Consider the following 26,880-nt stretch of genomic DNA (forward strand, 5'->3'; position numbering starts at 1 on the left):
GCGGGGCCGAGGGTTCCCCCCCCCCCCCCCCGCCACTTCTTCGACCTCTGCGCCGCCACCACGATGCGCCGCCTGCTCTTTGCCGTCGGCGACCCGCCGACCGAGGCCGAGACGACCTACTGGGTGGCGGAAGCCGTGCGGGTCTTCCTGGCGGCCTACGGGCCGGAGGGGCGGTAGCCCCGCTCCGTGTGCCGGGCGGCCAGCAGGGCCGCCTCCTCGTCCGCGGTCAGGCCGGTGACCGGGCCGCCGGTCGTCTCCAGCCAGCCAAGCGTGTCGCGGGCGGTCTCCTCCAGGGGCCGCACGCTCAGGCCCGCCGCCAGCGTCGCCGAGACGTCGCGCGACGCGTCGCCGATCGTGTCCGGCAGCGGGAGCGGCAGGGAAAACGGGCCGGATTCGCGCTCCACCCCGTGGCGGTCGAGGAAGGCCCGATCCACCCACGCATAGGTGCAGGCCGAGCCGAGGGCAGCGGCGCAGCTGTCGAGGAAGGCGCGGCGGGTGCAAGGCGGCGCGACCGCGTCGAACGGCCCGGCGAGCCCCCGTTCCGCCGCGTGGACGATCCAGGCGGCGAGGTCGCGGACGTCGATCCACTGGACCGGATCCTCCGGCTCTGCCGGCGCCAGCACCTCCCCGCCGCGCGCGAGCCGTGCGACCCAGTACGAGAACCGCCCGGTCGGATCGCCGGGGCCGACGATCAGCCCGGCCCGGCAGATCAGGGCGCCACCGCCGAAGGCCCGCTCGCACGCGACCTTGGCGGCCCCGTAGGGCCCGACGTCGGACGGCGCCAGGAGCGGCGCCGTGCGGGCCGTCTGCCCGCGCGTGGCGGTGTCGGCGTAGACGCTCGTCGTCGACACGAAGGTCCAGTGCCCGACCCGGCCCGCGAGCGCCGCCAGCGCCCGCCGGACCCGGCCCGGGTCGCGCGCCACGTCCACGGCGGCATCGAAGGTCTTTCCCCTCAGGGCGTCGAGCCCGTCCGCCCGGTCGCGCTCGATCGCGACGAAGCGGGCCCCCGGCGGGGCGGCGCCCGCGCGCCCCCGCGCGGCGCAGGTCACGGCGTGGCCGCGCCCGACCGCCTGCGCGGCGATCGCCCGACCCAGGAATCGCGTGCCGCCGAGCACCAGGATGCGCATGCGTCGCCCCCGCCCCGCTCCGCGCACGGCTACGGCTCCAACTCGCCGTAATCGTGCGTGTAGGCCCCCTCCTCGAACCGGGAAAAGCCCTGGCGCCAGCGATGGCCGGGCCAGAGATAGTCCACCCGTCCCTCGGCCGGCCGGTAGACCGCCGTGTAGGCGGTGGTGAAGGCGGCCTTGCGCGAATGGAGCGGCGGTTCGAAGAACCGCGCGGTCAGGCCGGCGAGCGTGGTCGAGGGGGCGTCGAGGGCCTCCTCCAGCACCGCCTGGCGCAGGGCCGAGCGCGAGGCGGGCGAGGCCCTCTCCTGGTGATTGGTGCAGGTGCGCTGGCGCGTCACCGCCGCCTCCCGCCGCGGCCCGAGGAAGAGCGTGGCGTGGTCGCCGGTCCGGTCGAGGAGCGTGACGTTGTGGAGCTGCGTCGGCGGCAGGCCGCGCAACGCTTCGGTCGCCTCGGCCACCGAGCCGCAGGTCTCCAGGAGGTAGCGCAGGATCAGGATGATGGCGAAGCCCTCGCCGCGCCGGGCGATGCCGCCGAGGGTGCAGCTGACGACGAGCCCGTCGTCGTTCATCCCGTCGAGGCAGCCGCCCCAGGGGCGCTGGCCCATCCCGATCACCCGCCGGCCCGACCAGGCGGAGAGCTCGATCCGCCCGGTGATCGAGGTCAGCGGGTAGTCGTAGTTGCGCACAAGGGCCGGGCCGTCCTCGCCGAGCCATACCGCCTGGCTGCAGCCCTGCCGGTGGGCGGCCGGACGGTAATGGCTGAGGATGCTGTGGGCGAGATGGTCGTCGCCGACGAGCCCACAGGCCGCGTCGTAATGCCGGACGAGCTCGGGCATGTGCCGGACGAGGGCGGCACGGCAGGCCTCCGGCGGGAGCGGGGCGGCCGTGTCGCCGAGGTACCACCGCGCGGCCTCGTCCCGCCCGGCCCGGAAGCGGGCGAGCCACGCCGCGCCGGGGCGGTCCTCGCGGTGGGCGGTGAAGGTCTTGTGCATGGAGGGTCTTGTGAAGGGGGCGCCTCAGGAATCCTCCCGCAACGCCTCCGCCACCCGCGCCTCCAGAATGTCGGGCCGGCGCAGGATCAGGGCGCCGCGGGTCCGGTCGACGAGACCTTCCTGGGCCATCACGGTGAATTCCCGCGTCACCTGCTCGCGGCGGCAGCCGATGCGGGCGGCGAGCACGTGGTGGTAGGGCGGCGGGCTCACCGCGCGCTCGCCCTCGGTGCCGGGCCGGGGGGTCGAGAGGCGCAGGAGTTCGGCGTAGAGGCGATGGCGCAGATCGAGGACCGCGTGCTCCATCAGCCGGGCGTTGAGCATCCGCACGCGCTTGGCCAGCAGCCGCAGCAGCTTGTCGGCGATCGGGGGGGCGGCGAAGACGATCTCGCGGAAGACCGCGGCCGGCACCACGCACAATTCGCCCCGGGTGAGCGCCGTGACGTTGGCCGAGCGGCTGACCCCGTCGATGGCGGCGAGCTCACCGAAAAATTCGCCGGCCCGCATCTCGCCCAGGATCACCTCCTTGCCGGATTGCGTCCGGTTGAGGATCCGCACCTCGCCGGAGGCCAGGAGGTAGACGTCGGTCGAGGCGTCGTCGAAATCGACCAGGATCTCGTTGGCGTCGAACCGCCGCCAGATGCAGCGCGATTCGTAGGAGGTCAGGTCGACGCCCGCGTCCTTGAAGAACGGAAACCCTGCGAGCCGACCCATCTGGTACCCTCGACCCCGCGGAGGCTTCGCGGGTGCTGCCCCCGCGTTCTTAGCCCGGCGCGGCTCCGCTTGCCAGGGTGCGGGGGGCGCTCGCCGGGGTCATGTACCGGGGAGGCCGGGGGTTTTCCCAACATTACGCCTTCACGATCGTCGCACCTGTGAGTCCATGGCGCGCCATGACGTTGCGGGTGTCGACGACGAGGCGGGCATGCTCGGCGACCAATGCGTAATCGACGCCGTCATGGTCGGTGGCGATCAGCACCGCGTCGACGGCGCGCAGGGTCTCGGGCGTCAGGGGCTGCGAGCATCGCCCGGCGAGCTCCGGGTGCTCGCGGGTCGCCGGCAGGACCGGCACCAGGGGGTCGTGGTAGAGCGCGACCGCGCCGCGCCCCTCGATCAGCCGGATCAGCTTCAGGGCCGGGCTCTCGCGCGTATCCTCGACGTTGCGCTTGTAGGCGAGCCCGAGCACCAGCACCGTGGCGCCCGAGAAGGCGCGGCCGGTGCGGTCGACGGCCGCCGCCAGGCGCTCGACGACGTGGTAGGGCATCCGGGTGTTGACCTCGCCGGCGAGTTCCACGAACCGGGCCGGCACGTCGAATTCCCGCGCCTTCCAGGCGAGGTAGAACGGGTCGATCGGGATGCAGTGGCCCCCCAGTCCCGGCCCGGGCTGGAACGGCATGAAGCCGAAGGGTTTTGTGGCCGCGGCCTGGATCACCTCCCAGACGTCGATCCCCATCGCGTCGTAGACGAGCTTCAACTCGTTCACGAGGGCGATGTTGACCGACCGGAAGATGTTCTCCGTGAGCTTCACCGCCTCCGCCGCGGCGGCCGAGGAGACCGGAACGGTGCGCACCACCAGCGCGCCGTAGAGCGCCTCCGCCAGGGTCCGGGCGGCATCGTCGTCCGCCCCCACCACCTTGGGGATGCGGGCGGTGTCGAATTGGTCGTTGCCCGGATCCTCGCGCTCCGGCGAGTAGGCGAGGAAGAAGTCTTTGCCCGAGCGCAGGCCCCCCGCCTCGAGGATCGGTCGCATCACCTCGTCGGTGGTGCCCGGATAGGTGGTCGATTCGAGCACCACGAGCTGGCCGGGGCGCAAGCGCGCGGCGATGGCCCGGGCGGTGGCCTCGACGTAGGACAGGTCCGGCTCGCGATGGCGGGTGAGCGGCGTCGGCACGCAGATCAGCACCGCGTCGGGCTCGTGAAGCCGCGCCATGTCGCCGGTGGCCGCGAAGGTGCCGGCGGCCAGCGCCGGGCCCAGCGCCTCGCCCGGGATGTGGTGGAACGCCCCCTCGCCCCGGTTCAGCGCCGCGACGCGCCCCGGATCGACGTCGAAGCCGAGCACGGAGAAGCCGGCCCGGAGGGCGGCGAGCGCCAGCGGCAGCCCGACATAGCCGAGGCCGACGATGCCGATCAGGGCTCGGCGCTCCGAGAGGAGTGCGCGCATCCGCGCCTCGTTCGCGTTCATGTCCGCCGCTCCAGCGTTCCCTGGCGCCGACACTCGATCGAGATGCCCGGCGTCGGGCTCAAAGCCACGCTGTTGACCGTGGTCGCGTGGCTGTCAAACCTGGCAGGGGCCCCAGGGGGGCGCCCTTCCTGGCGTGTTGGGCTCGAAGTCTCGGATCGATGGATGCTATCGGCAGGCGACCGGGGGAGGGCCTGACCGAGGCAGCCGGGAACGTGCAAGCCCAGGCCTGGTCTAGACGATTTTCCCCGACGGCCTTCCGACGCGTGCAGCGCCCCTCAGGCGCTCAGCCGCGTGGCGCCTTGGTTCTCGTCTGCGCCGGCTCGCAGCGTCGGCCCGGTCGCCGGTGCCAGCCAAGCCTGCAGAGTGCCGCGGTCGGGCGCGGTCTCGATCACCAGCGTCACGATGCCGGTGCTTCCTGCCCAGAGCACGGCGGGAAGAGCCGCGGCGCCCACAGTCCAGCGCCACGGGTTCGTTTCGCAATCCTGAATGAACGAGAACCCGGTCTCGAATAGACTGCTGCCGATCGGCAGGGAGCGGATCACGCCGTGGCCGTCGATCACCGAGACGCCCCGCACCGGCACGCCGAGGCGGCGCCCGTCGCCCGCGCCCACCCGCACCCGCTCGGGCACGAAGCTGCGCGAGGTCAATCGCACCGAGCCGGCCCCAGCCGGCAGGGAAAAGCGCGCCGTCGTTCCATCGCGCTCCGGACGGATCGCCACGCCGTCGGCGACGAGGTGGAGATCGTCCTCGTCGGTCAGGGTCCAGCCCAGCGCCTGGGCGCGGGCGATCAACCGGGTGCGGACCGCGTCGACGATCGGTCCGTCCTGCACCAGCGGCAGGGAGAAATCGTCCAAGGTGAGCGGGCTGAAGTCGGGATGCAGCACCGTGTGCTCCGACCCGTTCTCGAAGCCGGCGCGCACGCCGGTATCGAGGAAGCTTTCCGCTGGCAGGCTCTCGGCGAGGAGAACGTCGTGGCTGTCGAGCTCGACGTGCCAATAGGTGATCTCCGCGACCGGCATCTGGGCGATCGTGGCGTCGTTGAGGAGATGCTTGACCGGGATCAGCACATCGTCGAGCACCGTGACGCGCACAGCGTGGTCGGGGGAGAGAACGAGGTCGCGGGCCGGGAGGCTTGGTCCGAAGGCATCCGCAAGGATCCGGACCGGCCAGACCGCTTCGGGCGTAGCATGGCGGGAGCAGTCCAGTGTGCGGCGCCCGATCCAGCGGATCGGGCGGGCCTCGCCAGCGGCGGTAACGACATGCTGGCCGACACTGAGGTGCTCGACCGGTACGTCACCCATCGTCGTCCGTATCAGTGTGCCGCCAGCGAAGCATGGAACCGTATTCGTAATCGCGCTGGTCGTCGAGAGATTGGTCGACCCGAACGTTAAAGTTTTAGTTGTGGCCGGAATCGTTGTGTAGTCCGTAACTGCCTTCGTGTATTGAACTGTGTCGAATTTACTAAACAATCTTTGATTTGAATCAAATGTAAATGATAATGAAACATTTTCATTGGAAAATTGACTATTGCCAATGTATCCAACTCTATAATCAGTGGATCCGTCCAAATTTCTTATCAGATTGATCGTTCCGCGCTCTGGAAAGCTGTACTGATCAGCCTTCAAATTGCTGGAAACGGTCGCTATGCGTGGTTGTCCAGGTAGATCATACAATACAAAGATAGAACCTTCAGTAGTTATTTGATTCCCGCCGCTTAATGAAGATAGCGGCCCGCTAAAATCATAACGAACATATTCAGTCATGGCTTTCTCTCAACCGCCCGTAAAAATATTGTTTCTCTTCATATGCTTCACAAGCATATCCTAGAAATCGGCTGGAAATGTTGTAAAATTACAACTTTCGGAAGTTTCTCGCACGTCAAAAGAGGGAGCAGCGCGGCGCACGGACCGGGCGCACACAGTCTCGGCGCCCGGGCCATGTCTCCACCGGTGGCAGGTGGACATCGTCGATCGGCGCTTCAGTGACGGCGTGGGTCAATCACGGCCGATGCTGGAGAACCTGCCGTCCCGACTGGACGATCTCCCGCCCCCTTGCCTCCCACGCCTGCCGCCCCCACAACGCCGCCATGCTCCGCGTGAACGACCTCACCTACCGGATCGGCGACCGGCTGATCCTCGACCAAGCCAGCTTCGCCCTGCCCGAGCGGGCGCGGGTCGGGATCGTCGGGCGCAACGGCGCCGGCAAGACCACCCTGTTCCGCATCATCCAGGGCGAGATCCCGACCGAGGGCGGCTCGATCGGCCTGCCGAAGGGCACCCGGATCGGCGGGGTGGCGCAGGAGGCCCCGGCCGGCCCCGAGACCCTGCACGCCGTGGTGCTCGCCGCCGATACCGAGCGCACGCGCCTCATGGCCGAGGCCGAGACCGCCGACGGGCTGCGCCGGGCCGAGATCGAGACCCGGCTCGTCGACATCGACGCCCATTCGGCGCCGGCCCGGGCCGCCGCGATCCTGCACGGCCTCGGCTTCGATGCGGAGGCTCAAGCCCGGCCCTGCTCCGACTTCTCCGGCGGCTGGCGGATGCGGGTGGCGCTCGCCGCCGTGCTCTTCTCCGAGCCGGACCTGCTGCTCCTCGACGAGCCGACCAACTACCTCGACATCGAGGGCACGCTCTGGCTCTACGACTACCTCGAGCGCTATCCGCGCACCGCGGTGATCATCAGCCACGACCGCGACCTGCTCGATACCTCCGTCGATCACATCCTCCACCTCGACCGGGGCAAGCTCACGCTCTATCGCGGCGGCTACACCTCCTTCGCCCGCCAGCTCGCCGAGAAGCGCACCCTCCAGGCCAAGGCCCGGGTGAAGCAGGAGGCCGAGCGCGCTCATCTCCAGAGCTTCGTCGACCGCTTCAAGGCCAAGGCGACGAAGGCGCGCCAGGCCCAGTCGCGGATGAAGCGGCTTGCCAAGATGGAGCCGATCGCGGCCTTGATCGAGGACGACGTGCCGGTGATCCACCTGCCGAGCCCGGAGCGCGCCCTGTCCCCGCCGCTCGTCGCGATGGAGCGGGTCCAGGCCGGCTATCCCGACCGCACGGTGCTGACCGGCCTCAACCTGACGCTCGCCCCCGACGACCGGGTGGCGCTGCTGGGTGCCAACGGCAACGGCAAGTCGACCTTCTGCAAGCTCATCGGCGGCCGGCTCGATCCGCTGTCCGGCGAGGTGCGGCGCTGGGGCAAGATGAACGTCGCCTACTTCGCCCAGCATCAGCTCGACGAACTCAGGCCCGCCGAGAGCGCCTACGCCCATGTCCGCGACCTGATGCCGGACGTGCCCGAGGCGAAGGCGCGGGCCGCGGCGGCGCGCCTCGGATTCCCCGGCCACAAGGCCGACACCCCGGTCTCGCAGCTCTCCGGCGGCGAGAAGGCGCGGCTCTTGATGGGGCTTTCCGCCTTCCACGGGCCCCACCTCCTGATCCTCGACGAGCCGACCAACCACCTCGACATCGAGAGCCGCCAAGCGCTGGTCGAGGCGATCAACGACTACGAGGGCGCCGTCATCCTGGTGAGCCACGACCGCTTCCTGGTCGAGGCCTGCGCCGACCGGCTGTGGCTCGTGCGCAACGGCACCGTGAAGCCCTTCGACGGCGACATGGACGATTACCGCCGCCTGGTGCTGGCCGGCCCCGAGGCCGAGACCGCCAAGGCCCAGGAGCCGACCGGCGGCGCCAAGGCGGTGGAGCGCCGCTCCAATGCCGAGCGCCGGGCGGCGCTCGCCCCCTTGCGCCGCAAGCTCGAGGCGGTGGAGGCCAGGATGGCGAAGCTCTCCGCCGCCATCGCCAAGATCGATACGGCGCTCGCCGACGGCACCGCCTTCCGCACCGATGCCGCCAAGGCCGGCGAGCTCGCCCGCATGCGGGCCGAGGCCGCCGCGGCTCTCGGCAGCGCCGAGGAGGAGTGGCTGGAGGTGAGCGGGGAACTGGAGGCGGAGGCGTGACGGACGGGAGCGCTCCCCGGGGTACGGCCGGCTACGCCGCCGAGGCCGAGCGGCTGGTCTCGCAATACGAGAGCATCGCCTTCGCGGAGATCCACGCGGCGATCCTGCCGCTCCTGCCCGCGCCGCCGGCCCATGTCCTCGATATCGGGGCCGGGACCGGGCGCGATGCCGCGGGCTTCGCCGCCCTCGGCTATCGCGTCACCGCCGTCGAGCCGACCGCCGAGCTGCGCCGGCAGGCGGTCGCCCTGCATCCGTCCCCGTCGATCGACTGGCTGGATGACGGCCTGCCGGACCTCGCCGCCCTCTCCGGGCGCGGCGAGAGCTTCGACGTCGTGATGCTCACCGCCGTCTGGATGCATCTCGACGCGGCCGAGCGGCGGTGCGCGATGCCGCGTCTCGCCCGCCTCCTGCGGGTCGGGGGCGTGATGGCCTTGTCGCTGCGCCACGGTCCCGTGCCGGAGGGGCGGCGGATGTTCGACGTGTCGGCGGCCGAGACGATCGACCTCGCGCGCGGGTGCGGCCTGCGCTGCCTCCTCTGCCGCACCGACGCGGATGCCCAGCTCGGCCGGCCCGGCGTGACCTGGGACCGGGTCGCCTTCGTCCGGGACGACGCGTAAGGGGCTTCACGCGCCCGGGACGATCGCCTAGGGCGTGGGCCGATTCTCGTTTCCGGCCCGGGTACCCATGACCACCCCCTCCTACGTCCTCTCCCTCTCCTGCACCAACGTTCCGGGGATCGTGGCCGGCGTCTCGGCCTACCTGTTCGAGGCCGGGTGCAATATCCTCGACGCGCAGCAATTCGATGACGTCGAGACCGGCCGCTTCTTCATGCGGATCGTGTTCAACCCGGTCGCGGCCGGGCCGGGGCGGGATGCGCTCGCGTCCGGCTTCGAGGCGGTGGCGGCGCGGTTCGGCATGGACTGGACCCTGCGGGACCGGGCCGAGCGGCGGCGCGTGATGCTCCTCGTCTCGCGCTTCGACCATTGCCTCAACGACCTCCTCTACCGCTGGCGCATCGGCGAGTTGCCGATGGAGGTCTGCGCCGTGGTCTCGAACTATCCGCGGGAGATCTACGGCGCGGCGGATCTCGCCGGCGTCCCGTTCCATCACCTGCCGATCACGCCGGACACCAAGCCCCAGCAGGAGGCCGCCCTGTGGCGCCTCGTCGAGGAGACCGGCGCCGAGCTGGTGGTGCTCGCCCGCTACATGCAGATCCTGTCGGACGACCTCTCGCACAAGCTCGCGGGCCGCTGCATCAACATCCACCACTCGTTCCTGCCCGGCTTCAAGGGCGCCAAGCCCTACCACCAGGCCCACGTGCGCGGCGTGAAGCTGATCGGCGCCACCTCGCACCTCGTCACCGGCGACCTCGACGAGGGGCCGATCATCGAGCAGGACGTCGAGCGCATCTCGCACCGCGACACCCCCGAGGATCTGGTGCGCAAGGGCCGGGACATCGAGCGCCGGGTGCTCGCCCGGGCCGTGCGCTACGTGCTGGAGGACCGGGTGATCGCCAACGGCCGCAAGACCGTGGTGTTCACCGACTAGGGATCGCGAGCCCGGGATTCTCCGCGAGCAGCCGGGCGATCTTCTCGTCCTCGTAGCGCCCGACGTCGAAGCCGTCGTCGTCGGGCAGCCGGGCCATGTAGCGCTCGGCGGATTCGGTGAGCAGGATCGCCGGGCGCAGCCGCGCGACGAGGCCCCAATCGATCTCCGCCGACCAGACGAAATCGACCCGCCGGAAGGTCTCGGCGAGCATGCTGGTGAGCCCCAGGCCCCCGTAGCCCGAATAGGACGAGCCGAACACGAGCAGCGAGCGCGGGTCGGCCGCCGGGTCGTCGGTGCGGAACCCGACCCGCACGCCGGTATGGAGGGCAAGTTCCGGGTGGCGCTCGGCCAGTGCGTGGAGGCGGCCCTCCTCGGCGATCCCGGCGGTCCGGCGGATCGCCCGGTAGGTCGAGGTCTCGCTCACCGGAAATTGCAGCTTCTCGCCGAGATCCATGCGGCGGGTGACTTCGTGGGCCGGCCGCGTCTCCAGGAGGTCGGGAATCGCCGCCGCGCCGCAGGCCGCGCAGATCGCCCGGTAGGCGACGAAGGTGCCCTGCGAGGTCCAGTGCGTGTCGGTCCGGTAGTACAGTTCCGCCGCGTCGCGCCGGGCCCTGAGCGGCGTCAGGGCGTCGACCCACAGCCGGCGCCCCGCGGGCGTGAGACGCAGCAACTGCCCCAGCCGGCGCGTCGGCGAGCGCGAGGCCCGGACCGGGCCGTCGCCGTGGAACTTGTGGTCGTAGACGCTCAGCTTCTCGGGCGAGGACAGATGCAGGTAGCGGGCGTGGAGCCGCGCGGCCTTGTCGGCACGGGCGAGCAGCAGCCGGCGCCAGCCCCGCAGCATGCGCCAGACCTCCGGGGTGTTGGCGTAGAGGTCCGCCGCCCGGTTGGTGCCGACGGTCAGAAACAGCCAGCCGTCCTGCCCGATATGGAACATTCCCGTCCTTCTCAGATCGCCGCGTGGTTCGCCTGCGTCCGGCGGCCGACCACGGCGTAGAGCGTGCGCATCCGGCCGGCGAGCGGGCGGCGGTGATAGGCGATCCGCGTCTCGCCAAAGCCGATGATCTGAAGCCAGCGCACGATCGTCCGCGGCGGGATCTGCCACCAGGCCGCGAACGGGTTGCCCTGGCCGGTGCGGGGCAGGAAGACCAGGGGGGCGTCGGCGCGCCGGTCCGCCCACCGCTCGCGCGCGAACGGCCCGTGCCGGGGGTCGCCGAGCCAGCCGTCGTCGACGAGCCGGCCCGGATCGTACCACGGCCGGCGCGGCAGCGTGCCGGTGACCACGGCGGTCTCCTGGACGAGGCGCAGCGCGCTGTGCAGCGCCCGGAACGGGTCGCGGACCTGCGCCAGCGCTCCCAGAACCGCGAGGTCGACCGGGCCGATCGCCTCGGGCACGGCATGGAGGTCGCCCTCCACCCGCTCGGCCCGCGAGCCCAGGGCGGCGTGGCAGTGGCGATAGGCGCGGGCGATCCGGGCCTGGTGTTCGTCGAGGAGCGGCACGAGGTGGGAGGCCGGCGCGCCGTCGCAGAACGGCACGAGGTCCCAGTGCCGGCCCTCGGCCCGGTCGTAGGACACGACCTCGGCGCCCAGGGCCTCCATGGCGAAGCTGGTGAAGCCGCTGAGCGCGCAGGCATCGAGCACGCGTCGGCCGCGCAGCGGCACGTCGCCGAGGCAGGCGGAGAAGTTCTCCCGCAGGTCGATCTCGCCCGCCAGCGTGCCGTGGCCGGGCAGGTCGATCGTGTGCGTGAGGTGCAGGCCCTCGGAGAGGCCCGCGGCAGCGGGGTCGCGGTCCGACATGTCCCTCAAGGCGCCGATGGTGCGCGGGGCCGGTATCACGACGGTCGCGCTGCGGCAACGCGGGGCCCCGGCGGTCGATGCCCCGACCCTGGCATCCCCCGGCCCGGCAGGGTAAGCCCCGGGGACCCGAGGATGGCGGCCCGCCCGCGCGGCCCGCCGACCCGACGACCCGGAGTTCCCGACACCATGTCCGACCTCACCCTCGACGCCGCCTCGACCCTCGTGACCGCCGCCCTCAAGGCCGGCCGCGACCTCGGGCTCAAGCCCCTGGCGGTGGTGGTGCTCGACGCCCGCGGCGCCCTCAAGGCGGCCTCCGTCGAGGACGGCACCAGCCTGAAGCGGGCCGAGATCGCCCTCGGCAAGGCCAACGGCGCGCTGGCGCTCGGCATCGGCTCGCGCGCCATCGCCAAGCGGGCCGAGGAGCAGGCCTACTTCGTCGCCGCGGTGACCCACGTGGCGGGCCCCGCCGGGCTGATCCCGGTCCCGGGCGGCGTGCTGATCAAGCGCGACGGCGTGCTCCTCGGCGCGGTCGGCATCTCGGGCGACACCTCGGACAACGACGAGAAGGCGGCGCTCGCCGGAATCGAGGCCGCCGGCCTCCAGGCCCAGACCGGCGCCTGAGCCCGGCGATGCGGCGCCGGGACGTCCTCGCGGGCTTCGGTGCCGCATCCTTGGGCGCCGCGCCCTTCGGCGCGGCGGTCCCCGCCCGCGCGGCCGGTCCCGCCGCCTACCGGCGCGGCAACGGCGCCGACCCCGAGACCCTCGACCCGCACAAGACCTCGACCGTGGCCGAGGCGACGATCCTCCTCGACCTCTACGAGGGCCTGAGCACCTACGGCCCCGACGGCGCCCTGATGCCGGGGGCGGCCGCGGGCTGGACCACCTCCGCCGACGGCCTGACCTGGACCTTCGCGTTGCGCCCCGACGGGCGCTGGTCGAACGGCGATCCGGTCGTCGCCGACGACGTCGTGCACGGCTTCCGCCGCATGCTCGACCCGGCGACGGGGGCGAAATACGCCAGCGTGCTGGCGCCGATCCTGAATGCCGAGGCGGTCAACCGCGGGGCGATGCCGGTGGACGCCGTCGGGGTGTCGGCGCCCGATCCGCTCACGGTGGTGATCCGGCTCGCCCAGCCGACCCCCTACTTCGCCGAGCTGATGGCGCGCCAGGCGAGCACGCCGCTCCACCGGCCCTCGCTCGCCCGCTTCGGCGACGCCTTCACCCGGCCCGGCAACCTCGTGTCGAACGGCGCCTACGTGCTGAAGGATTTCTCGCCCAACGACCGTATCGTGGCGATCCGCAACCCGCATCACCGCGACGCCGCCGCGATCGCGATCCCCCGGGTCGAGTACATCCCGACCCCCGACCTCGCCGCCGCGGTGCGCCGCTTCGCCGCCGGCGAGATCGATTCCCTCGAGGACCTGCCCGCCGACCAGGTGAAGGCGCTCAAGGCCCGGTTCGGCGCGGGCGTGATCCTCAACCCGGCCCTCGGCGTGCTGGCGCTGATGGTGAACGTGCGCAAAGCCCCCCTCGGGGATGCCCGGGTACGCCGGGCCCTGTCGCTCGCCCTCGACCGCGAGTTCCTGGCGGACGCCGTGTGGGGCGAGACGATGCTGCCGGCCTATTCCCTGACGCCGGCCGGCCTCGACAACGCGCTTCCCCCGCCCACGATGCCGGGCCGGGACCTGTCGCCGCTCGAGCGCGAGGACGCGGCGGTCGCGCTCCTGCGCGAGGCCGGCTACGGGCCGGGCGGCACCCCGCTCGCGGTCGAGCTGCGCTACAACATCACCGACAACAACCGGAACACCATGGTGGCGATCGCCGACATGTGGCGGCCGCTCAACGTCGCGACGTCCTTTGCCGCCACCGACGCCAAGACCCATTTCGCCTATCTGCGCGACGGCGGCCCGTTCGACCTCGCCCGGATGAGCTGGATCGCCGATTACGCCGACCCGCAGAACTTCCTGTTCCTGGTCGAGAGCGGGAACGACGGCTTCAATTCCGGGCACTACGCCAACCCGGCCTACGACGCCCTGATGCGCGAGGCCGCCCGCGAGACCGACCTTCAGGCCCGCGCCCGGATCCTCTACCGTGCGGAAGAACTCTTTCTCGCCGACCTGCCCTGGATCCCGCTGCTGCATTACCGGCACAAGCACCTGATCGGCCCGCGCCTGCGCGGCTTCCAGCCCAACCTGCGCGGCGTCTCGCCGACGCGCTGGCTGTCGCTCGCATGAGGCCCCGACCATGATGCCCCGCGCATGATCGCCTACGTGCTGCGCCGCCTCGCCCAGGCCGTCCCGACGCTGTTCATCGTCGTCACCCTGTCGTTCTTCCTGGTGCGGCTGGCGCCGGGCGGCCCCTTCGACCTGGAGCGGCCCCTGCCGGCCGCCGCGATGGAGAACCTGCGCCGGGTCTACGGCCTCGACCAGCCGCTGCTGGTCCAGTACGGGCGCTACCTCGCGGCTTTGGCGCGGGGCGATCTCGGGCCGTCCTTCTCGGTGCGCGACCTCTCGGTGGCCGAGCTGTTCGCCCGCGGCCTGCCGGTCTCGATGACGCTGGGGGCGCTCGCCCTCCTCGTCTCGCTCGTCCTCGGCACCCTGCTCGGGGGCCTCTCGGCCCTGCGGCGGGGCTCGGCCCTCGACCATGCGGTGACGACGCTCGGCACCTTCGCGCTGACCGTGCCGGGCTTCGTGGTCGCGCCGCTGCTCCAGATCGCCTTCGGGCTGACCCTGCGCTGGCTCCCCGTCGGCGGCTGGGACGACGGATCGCCGAGAAACCTCGTCCTGCCGGTCGTCACCCTGGCGCTGCCGCAGGTCGCCGTGGTGGCGCGGCTCTTCCGGGCCGGCCTCGTCGAGGTGTTCGACCGGCCGCATTGGCGCACCCTGCGGGCGCTGGGGCTTGCGCCCCGCACCCTCGCGCTCCACGGCCTGCGCGGCGCGGCGCTCCCCGTCGTCTCCTATCTCGGCCCGGCGGCGGCGGGGCTCCTCACCGGCTCGGTGGTGGTCGAGACGGTGTTCGGCCTGCCCGGCGTCGGGCGCTACTTCGTCGACGGGGCGATCAACCGCGACTACACGCTGGTGCTCGGCACGGTGGTGCTGATCGCGGTCTTCGTCCTCGTGCTCAACCTCCTGTCCGACCTCGCCTGCGCGCTGATCGATCCCCGCCTGAGGGATTTCGGGTGATCTCGTCCCCGTCCGTCCTCGCCTTCGCCGAGGCCTCGCTCCTCGCCCGCGCCCGGCGCCGCCTCCTCGGTGATGGGCTCGCGCGGGCCTGCGCGGCGCTCCTCGCCGTGGTGGCGCTCGCCTGCCTTCTCGGGCCCTTCGTCACCGGCCACCCCTACGACCGGCTCTACTACGATTATCCGGGCGTCCCGCCGTCGCTCGCGCTCTACCCCAGGCCCGAGGCCGTGGGCCCGGCCCTCGATCGGCTCGCCCTCCGCATGCGGGTGCGGGCCGAGGACGTCGCGGTCACCGGGGAGGCGGTACGCCTGACGCTCGCCTCCGACCGGCCGATCGACGACCGGGTGCTCACCTTCTTCTCCCGCTCCGACATTTTCGGGGAGGCCCGCCTCCTCGGGCGGTCCGAGGACGGGCGGCGGCTCACCGTCGAGGCGCCGTTGCACGCTCTCCGCTTCCTCGCCGGCACCGACGCGCTCGGGCGCGACCTCCTCACCCGCACGCTCACCGCCGGCCGCCTGTCCCTGGCGCTCGGCCTGATGGCGACCGCGGTGGCGCTCGGCATCGGGGTGGCCTACGGGGCGCTGGCCGGCACGCTCGGCGGGCGGGTCGACGCGGCGATGATGCGCCTCGTCGACATCCTGTACTCCCTGCCCTTCGTGTTCTTCGTCATCATGCTGGTGGTGTTCTTCGGCCGCTCGGTGGCGCTGATCTTCGTCGCGGTCGGCGCCGTGGAATGGCTCGACATGGCCCGCATCGTCCGGGCGGAGGCGCAAGCCATCCGCCGGCGCGACTACGTGCGGGCGGCCGAGGCGCTGGGCCTCTCCACGAGCGCGATCCTGCGCCGGCACGTCGTGCCGAACCTGCTCGGCCCCGTCGTCGCCTTCGCGGCCCTGATGGTGCCGCGGGTGATCCTGCTCGAGAGCTTCCTCTCGTTCCTCGGCCTCGGCGTGCAGGAGCCGGCGACGAGCTGGGGCGTGCTGATCGCCGACGGCGCCCGCTCCCTCGAGACCGCGCCCTGGATGCTGATCGTGCCGGCCTCGTTCCTCGTCGCCACCCTGCTCGCCCTGACGCTGCTCGGCGAGCGCCTGCGCGACGCCCTCGACGTGCGGGGGTGAGCGCATGACCCTCCTGCAGCTGCGCGGGCTGACCGTGCGCTACCCCGAGGCCGGCGTGACGGCGTTGGAGAGCCTCGACCTCGACCTCGCCCGGGGCGAGACCCTGGCCCTCGTCGGCGAATCGGGTTCGGGCAAGAGCCAGGTGGCGCTCGCCGTCATGGGCCTGCTGCCGCCCCAGGCGCGGGTCTCGGGCTCGGTGCGCGTCGACGGGACCGAGCTGACGGCGCTGGACCGCCCCGCCCTCGACCGGATCCGCGGCGCCCGCATCGGCCTGGTGTTCCAGGAGCCGATGACGGCTTTGGATCCGCTCTTCACCGTCGGCCACCAGATCGCCCTGCCGCTGCGCGCCCATCGCGGCATGGGCCGGCGCCAGGCGGCGGCGCGGGCGCGCGAGCTGCTCGATCTCGTCGGCATCCGCGATGCGGCCTCGCGCCTCTCGGCCCATCCCCACGAGCTCTCCGGCGGCGAGCGCCAGCGGGTGATGATCGCCATGGCGCTCGCCGGCGAGCCCGACCTCCTGATCGCCGACGAGCCGACGACGGCCCTCGACGTCACCGTCCAGGCTCAGATCCTGGCGCTGCTCGCCGATCTCAAGCGGCGCCTCGGGCTTGCCCTCCTGTTCATCACCCACGACCTGCGGCTGGTGCGGCGCATCGCCGACCGCACGGCGGTCCTGCGGGCCGGCCGCCTCGTCGAGACCGGGCCGACCGGAGAGCTGTTCCGGAACCCGCGGGCGCCCGAGACCCGCGATCTGCTGGCCGCCGAGCCCGCGGGCCGCAAGGACCCGGTGCCGGAGGAGGCCCCGGTGGTGCTGGAGACGCGCGGCGTGTCGGTCGGCTATCCGGGCCGGCGGCACTTCCTGCGGGCGGAGCCGCCGCGCCTCGCGGTCTGCGGCATCGATCTCACCGTGCGGGCCGGCCAGACGATCGGGGTCGTGGGCGAATCGGGCTCGGGCAAGTCGAGCCTCGGCCGGGCGCTCATCCGCCTCGAGCCCGCCGCCCACGGCCTGGTGCGGTTCGAGGACCGTGACCTGACGGCCCTCGACCGGAGGGCGCTCCGCCCCCTGCGCCGGGGCTTCCAGCCGGTGTTCCAGGATCCGATGGGCTCGCTCTCGCCGCGCCTCACCGCGGGCGAGATCGTGGCCGAGGGCCTGCGGGTCCACAGCCCCCATCTGAGCGCCGCCGACCGCGACGCCCGGGCGGCGGAGGCGTTTTCCGAGGTGCGGCTCGATCCCACCTGGCGCCACCGCTTCCCGCACGCCTTCTCGGGCGGCCAGCGCCAGCGCATCGCCATCGCCCGGGCGATGATCCTGCGGCCGCGCCTCGTCGTCCTCGACGAGCCGACCTCGGCCCTCGACCGCACGGTGCAGCGCGACATCGTCGCCCTGCTGCGCGACCTCCAGGCGGCGCACGGCCTCGCCTACCTGTTCATCTCCCACGACCTCGCGGTGGTCCGCGCCCTCGCCGACACCGTGCTGGTCCTGCGCGCCGGACGCGAGGTCGAGCGCGGCCCGACCGACGCGGTGCTGGCGCGCCCGCGCGAGGCCTATACGCGGGCGCTCGTGGCCGCGGCCGATCTCGACGGCGATCTCTCGCAGGCGTGAGGCGTCCCCGACCGCCCCACCCTTGAACCTCCGGCGACGGCGCGCCACTTCGCGCCTTCCGATAGGGCATCACCTGGAGAACGAGACTGATGCGCTCCGCGCTCGCCCTCACGCTGCTCGCGCTCGCCGCCGTTCCGGCCGCCGCCCAGCCCGATCCCGTGGCGGCGATGCTGTTTCCGTGCCGGACGCCGGAGGAGACCTGCTACGTCGGCGTGGTCAAGGACGGCAAGGTCACGGTGCTGTTCACCAACGACCGCAAGGCCGACGAGATCGCCGGCAAGCCGATGGCCGTTTCCGGAGACGGCCTCGACCTCGCCAAGGCCGAGAACCGCACCGTGATGCTGGTCGGCAGCTACGACCCGAAGGACGGCCTGACCAAGGCCGAGGTGGTCGACGTGGCGAGCCCGCTGGTCGCCTTCGCGCTCAAGACCACGATCGGCGGCGGCGAGGCCGACGAGGGCGGCGACGAGCCCCCGGCGCCCCCGCCACCGGCGCCGCGCAAGAAGTAGGGGGCGCCTCCGCCCGGACCCTGCCCCCCTCCGCGCAGGACTGTCTGGGGGAAACAATGGCGCGTCTCCCCTCTCCCACATCTTGCAGCGATACCGGGCAAGCCCGGCATCGCCTGGAGAGGGGATCCCGCGCTCGATCTCCAAAAGGACGTTTTCCCGGACAGCCCTGCGCCGCGGGGAAGGGCTTCCGCTCGGATCGTGCCCTGGCAAACTGGTTGATGTACTAAAACATTAGTGCTTCAATGGCATGTCACAGGCTGCCGGACCGGCGGCCGCGGAGCGGCGAAGTCGTCCGGGTGGCGGGGAGGATCGGTGGCGGCACGGCGTCCCACGGGCTTTCCGCCGCCCGCGGCCTTCGCTCCCGACCGGAGAGCCCCGATGCCCTTGAGCCCCGAGACCCGCGCGACGCTGAAGACCGTCAGCACCGCCACCCTGGCCACCGCCCTGTTCAAGCGCGGCCTGCGCAACCAGTTCATCCAGGACGTGCGCCCCCTCAACCCGCAGGCCGGGACGATGGTCGGCGAGGCCTATACGCTGCGCTACATCCCGGCCCGGGAGGACCTGAACACGCTCGCGGTCTTTCGCGATCCCGGGCATCCGCAGCGCGTCGCGGTCGACCAATGCCCGGAGGGCGCGGTGCTGGTGATGGACAGCCGCAAGAATCCGCGTGCGGCCTCCGCCGGGGCGATCCTGGTGACGCGGCTGATGAAGCGGGGCGCGGCCGGCGTCGTCACCGACGGCGGCTTTCGCGATTCGCCCGAGATCGGCGCCCTGCCCTTCCCGGCCTACCACAACCGGCCGTCGGCTCCGACCAACCTGACCCTGCACCAGGCGCTCGACATCAACGTGCCGATCGGCTGCGGCGACGTCGCGGTGTTTCCCGGCGACGTGGTGGTGGGCGACGGCGAGGGCGTGATCGTGATTCCGGCGGAGATCGCCGACGAGATCGCCGCGGAGGCCGCCGAGATGACGGTGTTCGAGGATTTCGTGCTCGAGGAGGTCCAGGGCGGCCGCGGCATCATCGGGCTCTACCCGCTGATCGACGAGCAGGCGAAGGCCGATTTCGCGGCCTGGCGGCAGAAGACCGGGCGCTGAGCCCGAAGCCCCGGCCAAGTCCGGCGCCGGCCTACAGCATCATCCCGACCATCAGCACCGCCACCATGGTGGCGGTGGCGCCGAGCGCCGCGGCCCACAGGCCGGCTTCCGCGCTGTAGCCGGCTCGGCCGTTGTCGTTGGCCGCCTGCGGCAGCACGCTGGGGAAGCGGCGCCACTTGCGCAGGTGCGACGGCGCGGTCGCGATCAGATGCGGCTGGGGCGCGACGGCGTTGTGGCGGCACGACATGGGTTGGCGCTCCACGGGGAAGCTCGCACGACGGTGTTCATCGGGTCTGCCGGCCAAGCTTGGCGGCGGCGGTCAGGGAGAGAACGCCGATCTCCGCGCAACGATCCGTGCCCGGTGTAAATTCGGCGGCGGTCGCCTTGGGGGCGGGCCGCCGCCTCGTCGCGAATCCCGGCCCCTCGATGGGCGGGGCGGAACCGCGTCCCGCCCCGCCCGCGACGGCCGTCGGGCGCTGGGTATCAGAACAGCGAGTCGGCGTTCGAGTAGCGGTCGGCCAGGCGGTCGGCCTCGCCGGCCTCCTCGCGCAGCATCGGCGCCGCCTCGTTGGCGAAGGTGCGGCCGACCCGGCTGTCGCCGTAGCGCGAATAGGTCTCGTAGAGCTGCACGCTGTTGCCCTGGGCCCGGGCCTGGTCGGCGGTGTAGAGCGCGTCGAAGCGCTTGCCGCTCGGGGCCGCCTGCAGGCGCGCCAGGCGCTGCTCGCGGGCGGGATCGAGGGCGACGCGGCGGCCCGGGGTGCCCGGATCGGCATCGACGAGCGAGCGGCCGAAGGCCGGCTGGCCCTGGAGCACGTTGCCGACCACCGCGATCGGCGCGGTGGCGATGGCGAGCGGCGCCGTGAGGATGTTGCCCGCGCCGAGGAGGCCGGTGCCGGAATCGCTTACCACGGTCCCGGAGGGGCTGAGCGAGGTGCCGCGGGGCAGGAGCGCGTCGGTGGTGGCCTGGCGGTTGACGATCGTCTGCTCGGCGTAGCCGCGCACCGCGCGGTTGTTGGACTTCTGGAGCGCCAGGCGGCTCGCCTCGATGGTGTAGGCGTCGCTGCGCAGGGCCTCGGCGCGGAACGCCTCGGTCGATTCGGCCGCCGGACGGTCGCTCGGGAAGATCACGAGGTTCTGGGCCGCGGCCGGCAGGCTGCCGGCGATCGTCACGCCGATCGCGGCCAGAAGAGCAGTACGAGACATGGGATGAGATCCACTTGGATAGAGCTTTGCCGTACGGATCGCCGCACTGCGAAAGCCTGACGCCCCTTCGGCCCCACAACCTGTCCCTTGCGTGAAAGTTCCGCAGCGGGAGCCGGCCTCCGTTAGGGCCTGTCCGCCGCATCGCGCTCCCGGTCGAGCAGGGCCTGCTTGCGCGCGATGCCCCAGCGATAGCCCGACAGGCTGCCGTCCTGGCGCACCACCCGGTGGCACGGCACCGCCACGGCGATCGGGTTGGCGCCGCAGGCGAGCGCCACCGCCCGGGCGGCGCTCGGGGCGCCGATCGCCCGGGCGATCTCCGCGTAGGTCGCGGTGCGCCCCGGCGGGATCGCCCGCAGGGCCTGCCACACCCGCTGCTGGAAGGCGGTGCCGCCGATGTCGAGCGGCAGGGCCGCGGCGGCGCCCGGGGCCTCGACGAGGCCGATCGCCAGGGCCACCGTCGCGTCGAACGCCGCGTCGCCTCCCGTCAGCACCGCCTTCGGGAAGCGGTCCTGGAGGTCGCGCAGCAGGGCGTCGGGATCGTCGCCGAGCAGGATCGCGCAGACGCCCCGCTCGGTCGCCGCCACCAGGACGTGGCCGAGCGAGCAGGGACCGACCGCGAAGCGGATCGCCGCGCCCTCCCCGCCCCGGCGATAGGCGGTGGGCGTCATGCCAAGGCGCTCCGGCGCCGCGTCGTAGAACCGGCTCGCCGCGCCGTAGCCGGCCTCGTAGATCGCCTCCGTCACCGTCCTGTCCTCCTGCCGCAGGCTCGCCGCCGCCCGCGCCGCCCGCCGGCCCGCCCCGTAGGCCTGCGGCGTCACCCCGGTGACCTGCTTGAACACCCGGTGGAAGTGATAGGGGCTCGAGCCCGCCGCCGCCGCGAGGTCGGCGAGCGCCGGCGGGCTCTCCGCCGCCTCGATCAGCCGGCAGGCCCGGGCCACCGCCTCCGCCTGGCGCTCGGCCAGGCTCGCCTCGTTCGGGCGGCAGCGCCGGCAGGGCCGGAAGCCCGCCTCTTCCGCCGCCGCGCAGGTGGGGTGGAAGCTGACGTTCTTCGGGAGCGCCGGCCGGGCGGCGCAGCTCGGCCGGCAATAGACCCCGGTCGTACGCACCGCGTAGACGAACAGGCCGTCCGCCGCCCGGTCGCGCCGCGCCACCGCGGCGAAGCACGCGGCGGCGTCGAGGGGCGGAGGGGGCCCCGCGGCGGGATCGAGATCCGGGTTGCGCATGGCCGTCCTGCCTTCCTGTCCGGGCGATGGCGCCATCCTGGCTCCTCCGCCCGCCCGCCGCATCCCGGCGCTTGCTCCCGAATTCCGGCCTCTGGCACGGCTCCGCTTGATCGAAGTTTACTCCGACGACGGTTCCTCCGCTGCCCCCGAAACCGGGGAAGCGGCGGCAGGTTGGGGATGGGTCGGGCCGGCGCGAGCGCAGGCCCGGCGCCCCCGCTCGCCGCGCTTCCTCCCCGGCCGGCGGGGGCCTGCTCCTCGGATCTCCTCCACTTGCCCCGCGGCCCACAGGGTCGCGGGGCTTTGTTTGGCCGGAGCGCGATTGCGGTGGAGCGTGGCGGCCGGGCTCTTGGCCGGACGGCCGGCCCGGGTCTAAGCCTTGCCTCAAGCAACGACATGCGCCGCCGCCGCGCGGCCGCTGGGCTTCGGGGTGACCGCCGCTTGACCGACGCGCTCGACGACATCGCCGCCATCCTGGAGCGCACCGGCGAGTACCGCGTGCTGCGCCGGCTCAGCCCCTTCGTGCCCCCGGACGGGGAGCCGGACGAGCCGACCTTCGTCGGGCTGATCCTCGACACCGAGACGACCGGCATCGACGTCACGGCCGACGAGGTGATCGAGCTCGGCATCATCAAGTTCGAGTACGGTGCCAGCGGGCGGATCTACCGGGTGCTGGAGCGGTTCAACCAGCTCCACCAGCCCTCCGGCCCGATCCCCGAGGCGGTGGTGCGCCTCACCGGCATCACCGACGCCGACGTCGCCGGCCAGCGCATCGACGACGCGGCGGTCGAGGCCCTGGCGGCGGAGGCCCGGGTCGTCATCGCCCACAATGCCCGCTTCGACCGGCAGATGTGCGAGCGCCGCTGGCCGATCTTCGTGTCGCGCAACTGGGCCTGCTCCTGCCACCAGATCCCCTGGCGGGCGGAGGGCCACGAGGGGATGCGGCTCGGCCACCTGCTCGCCGATCACGGCCATTTCCACAACGGCCACCGGGCGATCGACGATTGCGAGGCGCTGCTGGCGATCCTCGCCCGGCCGCTGCGCGCCTCCGGCCGCCTCGCCTTCACGGCCCTCCTCGAGGCGGCGCGCCGCCCCACCGTACGGCTCTGGGCCTCCGACGCCCCGATCGCCCTCAAGGACCGGCTCAAGGACCGCAACTACCGCTGGTCGCCCCGGCGCCGCTGCTGGTACGTCGACCTCGACGAGGAGCAGATCGAGATCGAGCGCACGTTCCTGTCGCGCGAGATCTACCGCGGCACCCTGCCCTCCGGCCTGCCGGCCGACCGCTTCACCGCCCGCGACCGGTTCTCGAACCGGGCGGATCCGGAGGCGTAGGGGCACGGCGGCCGCCTCGCCGATCCGGAGACGGGCGCGCCATTCAGCCGTCGCACGTCCGCAGCCAGCCTATGATCGCACGTGCTTCGGCCTCTGCGGCGGTCGCGGTCGCGAAAAGGCCCGGTCGCCCGTCCCTGGCATCGGCCCACCAGCTGTATTCGCCGTTCTCGTCGTTCTCGCTCTGGAACAAGGCGTGCTGGTAACTGTGCAGGCCATCGGACCGCCGGAAAATCCAGATGCAGTGCTGCCCGTCCCGGCTGATGATCTGAGCGACGAGCGTATGGGGCGCCTCGAGGCAGGCTTCACGCAGACCGAGCAAGGCACGGGCCGCCCGGGTCGAAGTCGACATCACCCGTGTCCGGGCGGAAAGCCGCATCTCCAAGTTCTCAATGCGAATGAGGTGCTCGACGATTGCGGTCTCGTAGGCCGATCTGCCCCGCAACAGGGCGACGATGCCCGGGATGTACCGATCATACGCGTCCCGTGGCCCCTCCGTTTTCATGCCGATCGGGTCCCAGATATGCCGCAAGACGCCGCTCACATGCGCGGCGAGTGCCCGGTCGGCGTCATCGTTGGTCGCGGTCATCCGGCACCTCCGGGAAGGCGCTTGCGCGCGCAGGCTCGCCCCACCCCGCTCGCGGCGACGCACAGTCGCGAAACCGGGGGATCGCTCGTGAAACGGAGTGCGACGGCGCCGCCGTCGCCCCGTGTCACCAGCGCCACACGCTCGCCTCGCCCGCTCTGGTATGGGAGAACCTGACCCCTCCTCCCCACAGCGTTCCCCGAGCCCCGCATGATCGTCGTCGAGGACACCACCGGCCCGCGCGGGCCCCATCCCGTGCTCGCCGTCACGGGCCTCGCCCGCGAGGCGCGGCTCGCCGCCGGTCCGGGCGTGGCGACGGTGGGGGCCGGGGGCAACCCGGAGCGGCTGCGGGATCTGTTGCGGGGGCGCGCGGCCCCGGGCTGCCGGGCCGTGATGAGCATCGGCATCGCCGGCGGGCTCGATCCCGACCTGGTGCCGGGCGACGTCGTGGTCGCGACGGGGGTCAGCGCCGGCGGCGTCCGGCACCCGGCGCACCCGCAGGTGGTCGCGGCCCTCGCCCGCCGGCTCGCGGACGCGCCGACGCGGGTGGTACTCGCCGATGTCGTGGGGGTGGAGGCGGCCATCCTGTCGCCGCACGCCAAGGCGCGGCTGCGCGACGAGACCGGCGCGGCGGCGGTCGACATGGAATCCCACGTCGCGGCCGCCTTCGCGGAGGCGCACGGGCTGCCGTTCTGCGCCGTGCGCGTGGTGTGCGACCCGGCCGACCGCGCCCTGCCGGCGGCGATCGCCAAGGCCCTCAAGCCGGACGGCGAGCCCGATATCCTCGCCGTCCTGTCGGCTCTGGCGCGCCGGTCGGCGAGCGTGGGCGGGCTCGTTCGCCTCGCCCGCGACTCGTCGGCGGCCTTCGCCGCCTTAGGCCGCTGTCGCGCGCTTCTTGGCGTCGGCCTTGGCGTCCCGGATCTCGGAGAGCTTCTGCGCGACGTTGCGTGAGAACACGAACTCGGCCGGGCGCTGGTTCTCGAGGGAGATCTCGGGGGCCATCTCGCCCTCGGTCTTGATGCCGCGGAGCGCGTAGATCACCGGCTTCCACGGCTTCTTCACCGAGTCGACCACCGAGGAGGCCTCGTAGCCCGAATGCACCATGCAGTCGGCGCACTTCTCGTAGTTGCCGGTGCCGTACGAATCCCAGTCCGTGGTCTCCATCAGCTCCTTGAAGGTCTTGGCGTAGCCCTCGCCGAGCAGGTAGCACGGCTTCTGCCAGCCGAAGACCGTCCGGGTCGGGTTGCCCCACGGCGTGCAATGGTAGGTCTGGTTGCCGGCCAGGAAGTCGAGGAACAGGCCCGACTGCTGGAAGGTCCACTTCTCGCGGCCTTTCTCCTTGCCGAGGCGGAACACGCCGCGGAACAGGTCCTTGGTCGCCCGGCGGTTGAGGAAGTGCTGCTGGTCGGGAGCGCGCTCGTAGGCGTAGCCGGGGGAGACGGTGATGCCGTCGATGCCCATCCGGGTCACGCTGTCGAAGAAGTCCGCGATCTTGTCGGCCGAGGAGTTGTTGAAGAAGGTGCAGTTGATCGTGACCCGGAAGCCCATCTCCTTGGCCTTCTGGATCGCCGCCACGGCCTTGTCGTAGACGCCGCGCTGGCACACCGACTGGTCGTGCATCTCCTTGTCGCCATCGAGATGGATCGACCAGGTGAAGTACGGGCTCGGCTTGTACTGCGCGATCTTCTTCTCGAGGAGAAGCGCGTTGGTGCAGACGATCGCGAACTTCTTCTGGGCGATGATGCCCTCGACGATCTGCGGCAGGTCCTTGTGCAGCAGCGGCTCGCCGCCCGCGATGACGACGACGGGTGCGCCGCACTCGCGGACCGACTCGAGAGCCTCGTCGACCGGGAGACGCTTGTTGAGGATCTCGTCCGGATAGTCGATCTTGCCGCAGCCCGCGCAGGCGAGATTGCACCGGAACAACGGCTCCATCATCATGACAAGCGGGTAGCGCTTGCGGCCGGTGAGGTGCTGCTTGAGAATGTAGCCGCCGATCTTCGCGACGTACCGGAGAGGAATGCCCAAGACCAAGGCTCCTTGTGTCGTGGTTCGTGTCGGGTGCTGTGCCAAGCGGGCTGATTAGCCCGAAAAGTGGCGGATTTCCAGCAAGCTAGGTTCGAAAGGGTCCAAGCTGGGTGCGTATCGGCCTAACTGTGGCCCAAACTCGACGGGAGCGGGAAGCTCACGCCTTCGACAATGCCCGGCAACGTGGAGATCCGCACGGGGGTGCGACGCTGCAGCGCAGCAATCACCTCGACGATCGAGGCCTCCGGCGTCGAGGCGCCGGCGGTGAGGCCGAGGGTGCGGATCCCGTCGAGGTCGAGGCCCTCCAGGTCCTCCGCCCCCGCGACGAGGCGGCTCGGGCGGCCGGCCTCGGCGGCGACCTCGCGCAGGCGGTTGCAGTTCGAGGAGGTCTTCGCCCCCACCACCAGGATCAGGTCGGCGACCGCGGCGAGCGCCCGCACGGCGGCCTGGCGGTTCTGGGTGGCGTAGCAGATGTCCCTGGTCTCGGGCCCGACGAGGTCGGGGAAGCGCCGCTGCAGGACCGCGATGATCGCCCTCGTGTCGTCGACGCTGAGCGTCGTCTGGGTGACGTAGGCGAGCCGCGTGTCGGCGGGGAGATCGAGGGTTTCGGCCTCTGCGACGCTGCCGACGAGGTGGACCGCGCCGTCGATCCGCCCGAGCGTCCCCTCGACCTCGGCGTGGCCGGCATGGCCGACCAGCACCACGGTCCGCCCTTGCGCGGCGTAGCGCTGCCCCTGCGTGTGGACCTTGGCGACCAGCGGGCAGGTGGCATCGATGACCGGCAGCCCGCGGCGGGCGGCCTCCGCCTCCACCGCCCGCGAGACGCCGTGGGCCGAGAGGACCGTGACGGCGCCGTCGGGCACCTCGTCGAGGCTCTCGACGAAGCGGGCGCCCTTGGCTTCGAGGTCGGCGACGACCCGGTCGTTATGGACGATGGCGTGCCGCACGTAGACCGGGCGGCCGTCGTGTCGAGCAGGGTTTCGAGCAAGCGCCCGCTCGACCGTCTCCACCGCCCGCACCACCCCGGCGCAGAAGCCCCTGGGCTGGGCCAGCACGAGGTCGAGCCCGTTCTCCCGCGTCCCCGCCACCTGTCCTCCGTCGTGCCGCGACTCCGGTCCGGGACCCGTCCGTACCGGGCGGATCCCCTTGGGCCGTCGAGGTGTAGGGCGGGGCCGGCGGCCCGGTAAAGGCGGGGGCGTGCCGCCGAACTCCGCCCGGAAGACCGCCCCGGCCGGGGATCCGTTTGCCTCCAATGCGTTGCAATCGGGCTTGCGGGTCATTACCTAGCGCGCCACGGACGTGCTTCCGGTATGGGAGCGGCGTGGGTCCGGGCCGTGACCGCGGGACGCCCGCCGGCTTCGACCATGGGCGCCGCCGGCTCGCGCGCTATACTGGTCCCGGACGGCGCGGGACCGCGG

26 protein-coding genes are annotated in these 26,880 nt (G+C 72.2%); 13 read left to right on the forward strand and 13 right to left on the reverse strand.

Translation table 11 applies throughout. The annotated features are described in order from the left end of the window. Window positions 1-63: 63 nt before the first annotated feature. On the forward strand, window positions 64-177 hold the full coding sequence (locus QR78_RS36600; protein ID WP_342029891.1) for a TetR/AcrR family transcriptional regulator C-terminal domain-containing protein: 114 nt from the start codon (window positions 64-66) through the stop codon (window positions 175-177). On the opposite strand, the gene QR78_RS18080 is transcribed toward QR78_RS36600, so the two are convergent. From QR78_RS18080 to QR78_RS18100, 5 genes are all read right to left on the reverse strand, one after another. Beyond that, on the reverse strand, window positions 156-1,127 hold the full coding sequence (locus QR78_RS18080) for an NAD-dependent epimerase/dehydratase family protein (protein WP_048428951.1): 972 nt from the start codon (window positions 1,125-1,127) through the stop codon (window positions 156-158). The two genes, QR78_RS36600 and QR78_RS18080, sit on opposite strands and share 22 nt — an antisense overlap. Window positions 1,128-1,156: 29 nt before the next feature. Then, window positions 1,157-2,119: a C45 family autoproteolytic acyltransferase/hydrolase gene (locus QR78_RS18085; RefSeq protein WP_048428952.1), complete on the reverse strand. Its 963-nt coding sequence runs from the start codon at window positions 2,117-2,119 to the stop codon at window positions 1,157-1,159. 24 nt (window positions 2,120-2,143) lie between these two features. Continuing rightward, window positions 2,144-2,830 (reverse strand): Crp/Fnr family transcriptional regulator, encoded by a 687-nt coding sequence (locus QR78_RS18090; RefSeq protein WP_048428953.1) that lies wholly within the window; start codon window positions 2,828-2,830, stop codon window positions 2,144-2,146. 133 nt (window positions 2,831-2,963) lie between these two features. Then, the gene (locus QR78_RS18095; protein ID WP_048428954.1) at window positions 2,964-4,295 is read right to left on the reverse strand and encodes a nucleotide sugar dehydrogenase; all 1,332 of its coding nucleotides are present in this window, start codon (window positions 4,293-4,295) and stop codon (window positions 2,964-2,966) included. A 275-nt stretch (window positions 4,296-4,570) separates the two neighbouring features. After that, window positions 4,571-6,058 carry a Hint domain-containing protein gene (locus QR78_RS18100; RefSeq protein WP_082172021.1) on the reverse strand — a complete coding sequence of 496 codons (1,488 nt, stop codon included), beginning with the start codon at window positions 6,056-6,058 and terminating at the stop codon, window positions 4,571-4,573. A 323-nt stretch (window positions 6,059-6,381) separates the two neighbouring features. On the opposite strand from QR78_RS18100, the gene QR78_RS18105 reads away from it, so the two are divergent. The 3 genes from QR78_RS18105 (at window position 6,382) to purU (ending at window position 9,798) form a co-directional block, all read left to right on the forward strand. Beyond that, on the forward strand, window positions 6,382-8,250 hold the full coding sequence (locus QR78_RS18105) for an ABC-F family ATP-binding cassette domain-containing protein (RefSeq protein WP_048428956.1): 1,869 nt from the start codon (window positions 6,382-6,384) through the stop codon (window positions 8,248-8,250). Next, window positions 8,247-8,867, forward strand: coding sequence for a class I SAM-dependent methyltransferase (locus QR78_RS18110; protein WP_048428957.1), 621 nt, complete (start codon window positions 8,247-8,249; stop codon window positions 8,865-8,867). Before QR78_RS18105 ends, QR78_RS18110 begins: the two co-directional genes overlap by 4 nt. Before the next feature lie 67 nt (window positions 8,868-8,934). Continuing rightward, window positions 8,935-9,798 carry a formyltetrahydrofolate deformylase gene (gene purU / locus QR78_RS18115; protein WP_048428958.1) on the forward strand — a complete coding sequence of 288 codons (864 nt, stop codon included), beginning with the start codon at window positions 8,935-8,937 and terminating at the stop codon, window positions 9,796-9,798. On the opposite strand, the gene QR78_RS18120 is transcribed toward purU, so the two are convergent. Together QR78_RS18120 and QR78_RS18125 are read right to left on the reverse strand one after the other, a co-directional pair. Beyond that, a complete protein-coding gene (locus tag QR78_RS18120; RefSeq protein WP_048428959.1) occupies window positions 9,788-10,732 on the reverse strand; it encodes an alginate O-acetyltransferase AlgX-related protein in 945 nt (314 codons plus the stop codon). The two genes, purU and QR78_RS18120, sit on opposite strands and share 11 nt — an antisense overlap. An 11-nt stretch (window positions 10,733-10,743) precedes the next feature. After that, a complete protein-coding gene (locus tag QR78_RS18125; RefSeq protein WP_048428960.1) occupies window positions 10,744-11,592 on the reverse strand; it encodes a class I SAM-dependent methyltransferase in 849 nt (282 codons plus the stop codon). 186 nt (window positions 11,593-11,778) lie between these two features. On the opposite strand from QR78_RS18125, the gene QR78_RS18130 reads away from it, so the two are divergent. The 7 genes from QR78_RS18130 to QR78_RS18160 all read left to right on the forward strand — a co-directional run bounded on the left by QR78_RS18130 (window position 11,779) and on the right by QR78_RS18160 (window position 19,093). Further along, on the forward strand, window positions 11,779-12,213 hold the full coding sequence (locus tag QR78_RS18130; protein WP_048428974.1) for a GlcG/HbpS family heme-binding protein: 435 nt from the start codon (window positions 11,779-11,781) through the stop codon (window positions 12,211-12,213). Between the two features lie 8 nt (window positions 12,214-12,221). Further along, on the forward strand, window positions 12,222-13,826 hold the full coding sequence (locus tag QR78_RS18135) for a peptide ABC transporter substrate-binding protein (protein WP_167349676.1): 1,605 nt from the start codon (window positions 12,222-12,224) through the stop codon (window positions 13,824-13,826). A gap of 24 nt (window positions 13,827-13,850) precedes the next feature. Beyond that, a complete protein-coding gene (locus QR78_RS18140) occupies window positions 13,851-14,774 on the forward strand; it encodes an ABC transporter permease (RefSeq protein ID WP_048428961.1) in 924 nt (307 codons plus the stop codon). Further along, entirely contained in the window at window positions 14,771-15,886 is a 1,116-nt protein-coding gene (locus QR78_RS18145; RefSeq protein WP_244276572.1) for an ABC transporter permease, read from the forward strand. The genes QR78_RS18140 and QR78_RS18145 overlap by 4 nt, the downstream gene beginning before the upstream one ends. A 4-nt stretch (window positions 15,887-15,890) precedes the next feature. Then, a complete protein-coding gene (locus tag QR78_RS18150) occupies window positions 15,891-17,489 on the forward strand; it encodes an ABC transporter ATP-binding protein (RefSeq protein WP_048428962.1) in 1,599 nt (532 codons plus the stop codon). A gap of 89 nt (window positions 17,490-17,578) precedes the next feature. Next, a complete protein-coding gene (locus tag QR78_RS18155; RefSeq protein ID WP_053220975.1) occupies window positions 17,579-17,998 on the forward strand; it encodes a hypothetical protein in 420 nt (139 codons plus the stop codon). Window positions 17,999-18,376: 378 nt separating this feature from the next. After that, a complete protein-coding gene (locus QR78_RS18160; protein ID WP_179945800.1) occupies window positions 18,377-19,093 on the forward strand; it encodes a ribonuclease activity regulator RraA in 717 nt (238 codons plus the stop codon). Window positions 19,094-19,124: 31 nt separating this feature from the next. Here the strand turns inward: QR78_RS18160 and QR78_RS18165 are convergent, their stop codons facing one another. The 3 genes from QR78_RS18165 to ada all read right to left on the reverse strand — a co-directional run bounded on the left by QR78_RS18165 (window position 19,125) and on the right by ada (window position 21,519). Beyond that, complete coding sequence (locus QR78_RS18165) at window positions 19,125-19,340, reverse strand: hypothetical protein (RefSeq protein ID WP_048428963.1); 216 nt, start codon at window positions 19,338-19,340, stop codon at window positions 19,125-19,127. A gap of 236 nt (window positions 19,341-19,576) precedes the next feature. Then, on the reverse strand, window positions 19,577-20,296 hold the full coding sequence (locus tag QR78_RS18170) for a DUF4142 domain-containing protein (protein WP_048428964.1): 720 nt from the start codon (window positions 20,294-20,296) through the stop codon (window positions 19,577-19,579). A gap of 122 nt (window positions 20,297-20,418) precedes the next feature. Then, complete coding sequence (gene ada / locus QR78_RS18175; RefSeq protein ID WP_048428965.1) at window positions 20,419-21,519, reverse strand: bifunctional DNA-binding transcriptional regulator/O6-methylguanine-DNA methyltransferase Ada; 1,101 nt, start codon at window positions 21,517-21,519, stop codon at window positions 20,419-20,421. A gap of 438 nt (window positions 21,520-21,957) precedes the next feature. On the opposite strand from ada, the gene QR78_RS18180 reads away from it, so the two are divergent. Further along, window positions 21,958-22,851 carry a 3'-5' exonuclease gene (locus QR78_RS18180; RefSeq protein WP_048428966.1) on the forward strand — a complete coding sequence of 298 codons (894 nt, stop codon included), beginning with the start codon at window positions 21,958-21,960 and terminating at the stop codon, window positions 22,849-22,851. Between the two features lie 43 nt (window positions 22,852-22,894). Here QR78_RS18180 and QR78_RS18185 read toward each other — a convergent pair whose 3' ends face one another. Further along, on the reverse strand, window positions 22,895-23,437 hold the full coding sequence (locus QR78_RS18185) for a hypothetical protein (protein WP_048428967.1): 543 nt from the start codon (window positions 23,435-23,437) through the stop codon (window positions 22,895-22,897). 207 nt (window positions 23,438-23,644) lie between these two features. Between QR78_RS18185 and QR78_RS18190 the strand changes: the two genes are divergently transcribed. Next, window positions 23,645-24,385 (forward strand): phosphorylase, encoded by a 741-nt coding sequence (locus QR78_RS18190; protein WP_048428968.1) that lies wholly within the window; start codon window positions 23,645-23,647, stop codon window positions 24,383-24,385. Here QR78_RS18190 and hpnH read toward each other — a convergent pair. Next, window positions 24,308-25,462: an adenosyl-hopene transferase HpnH gene (hpnH, locus tag QR78_RS18195; RefSeq protein WP_048428969.1), complete on the reverse strand. Its 1,155-nt coding sequence runs from the start codon at window positions 25,460-25,462 to the stop codon at window positions 24,308-24,310. The two genes, QR78_RS18190 and hpnH, sit on opposite strands and share 78 nt — an antisense overlap. Before the next feature lie 122 nt (window positions 25,463-25,584). Further along, complete coding sequence (gene ispH, locus QR78_RS18200) at window positions 25,585-26,550, reverse strand: 4-hydroxy-3-methylbut-2-enyl diphosphate reductase (protein ID WP_048428970.1); 966 nt, start codon at window positions 26,548-26,550, stop codon at window positions 25,585-25,587. Window positions 26,551-26,880 lie beyond the last annotated feature (330 nt).

This window comes from Methylobacterium indicum, assembly GCF_001043895.1.
Lineage (GTDB): Bacteria > Pseudomonadota > Alphaproteobacteria > Rhizobiales > Beijerinckiaceae > Methylobacterium > Methylobacterium indicum.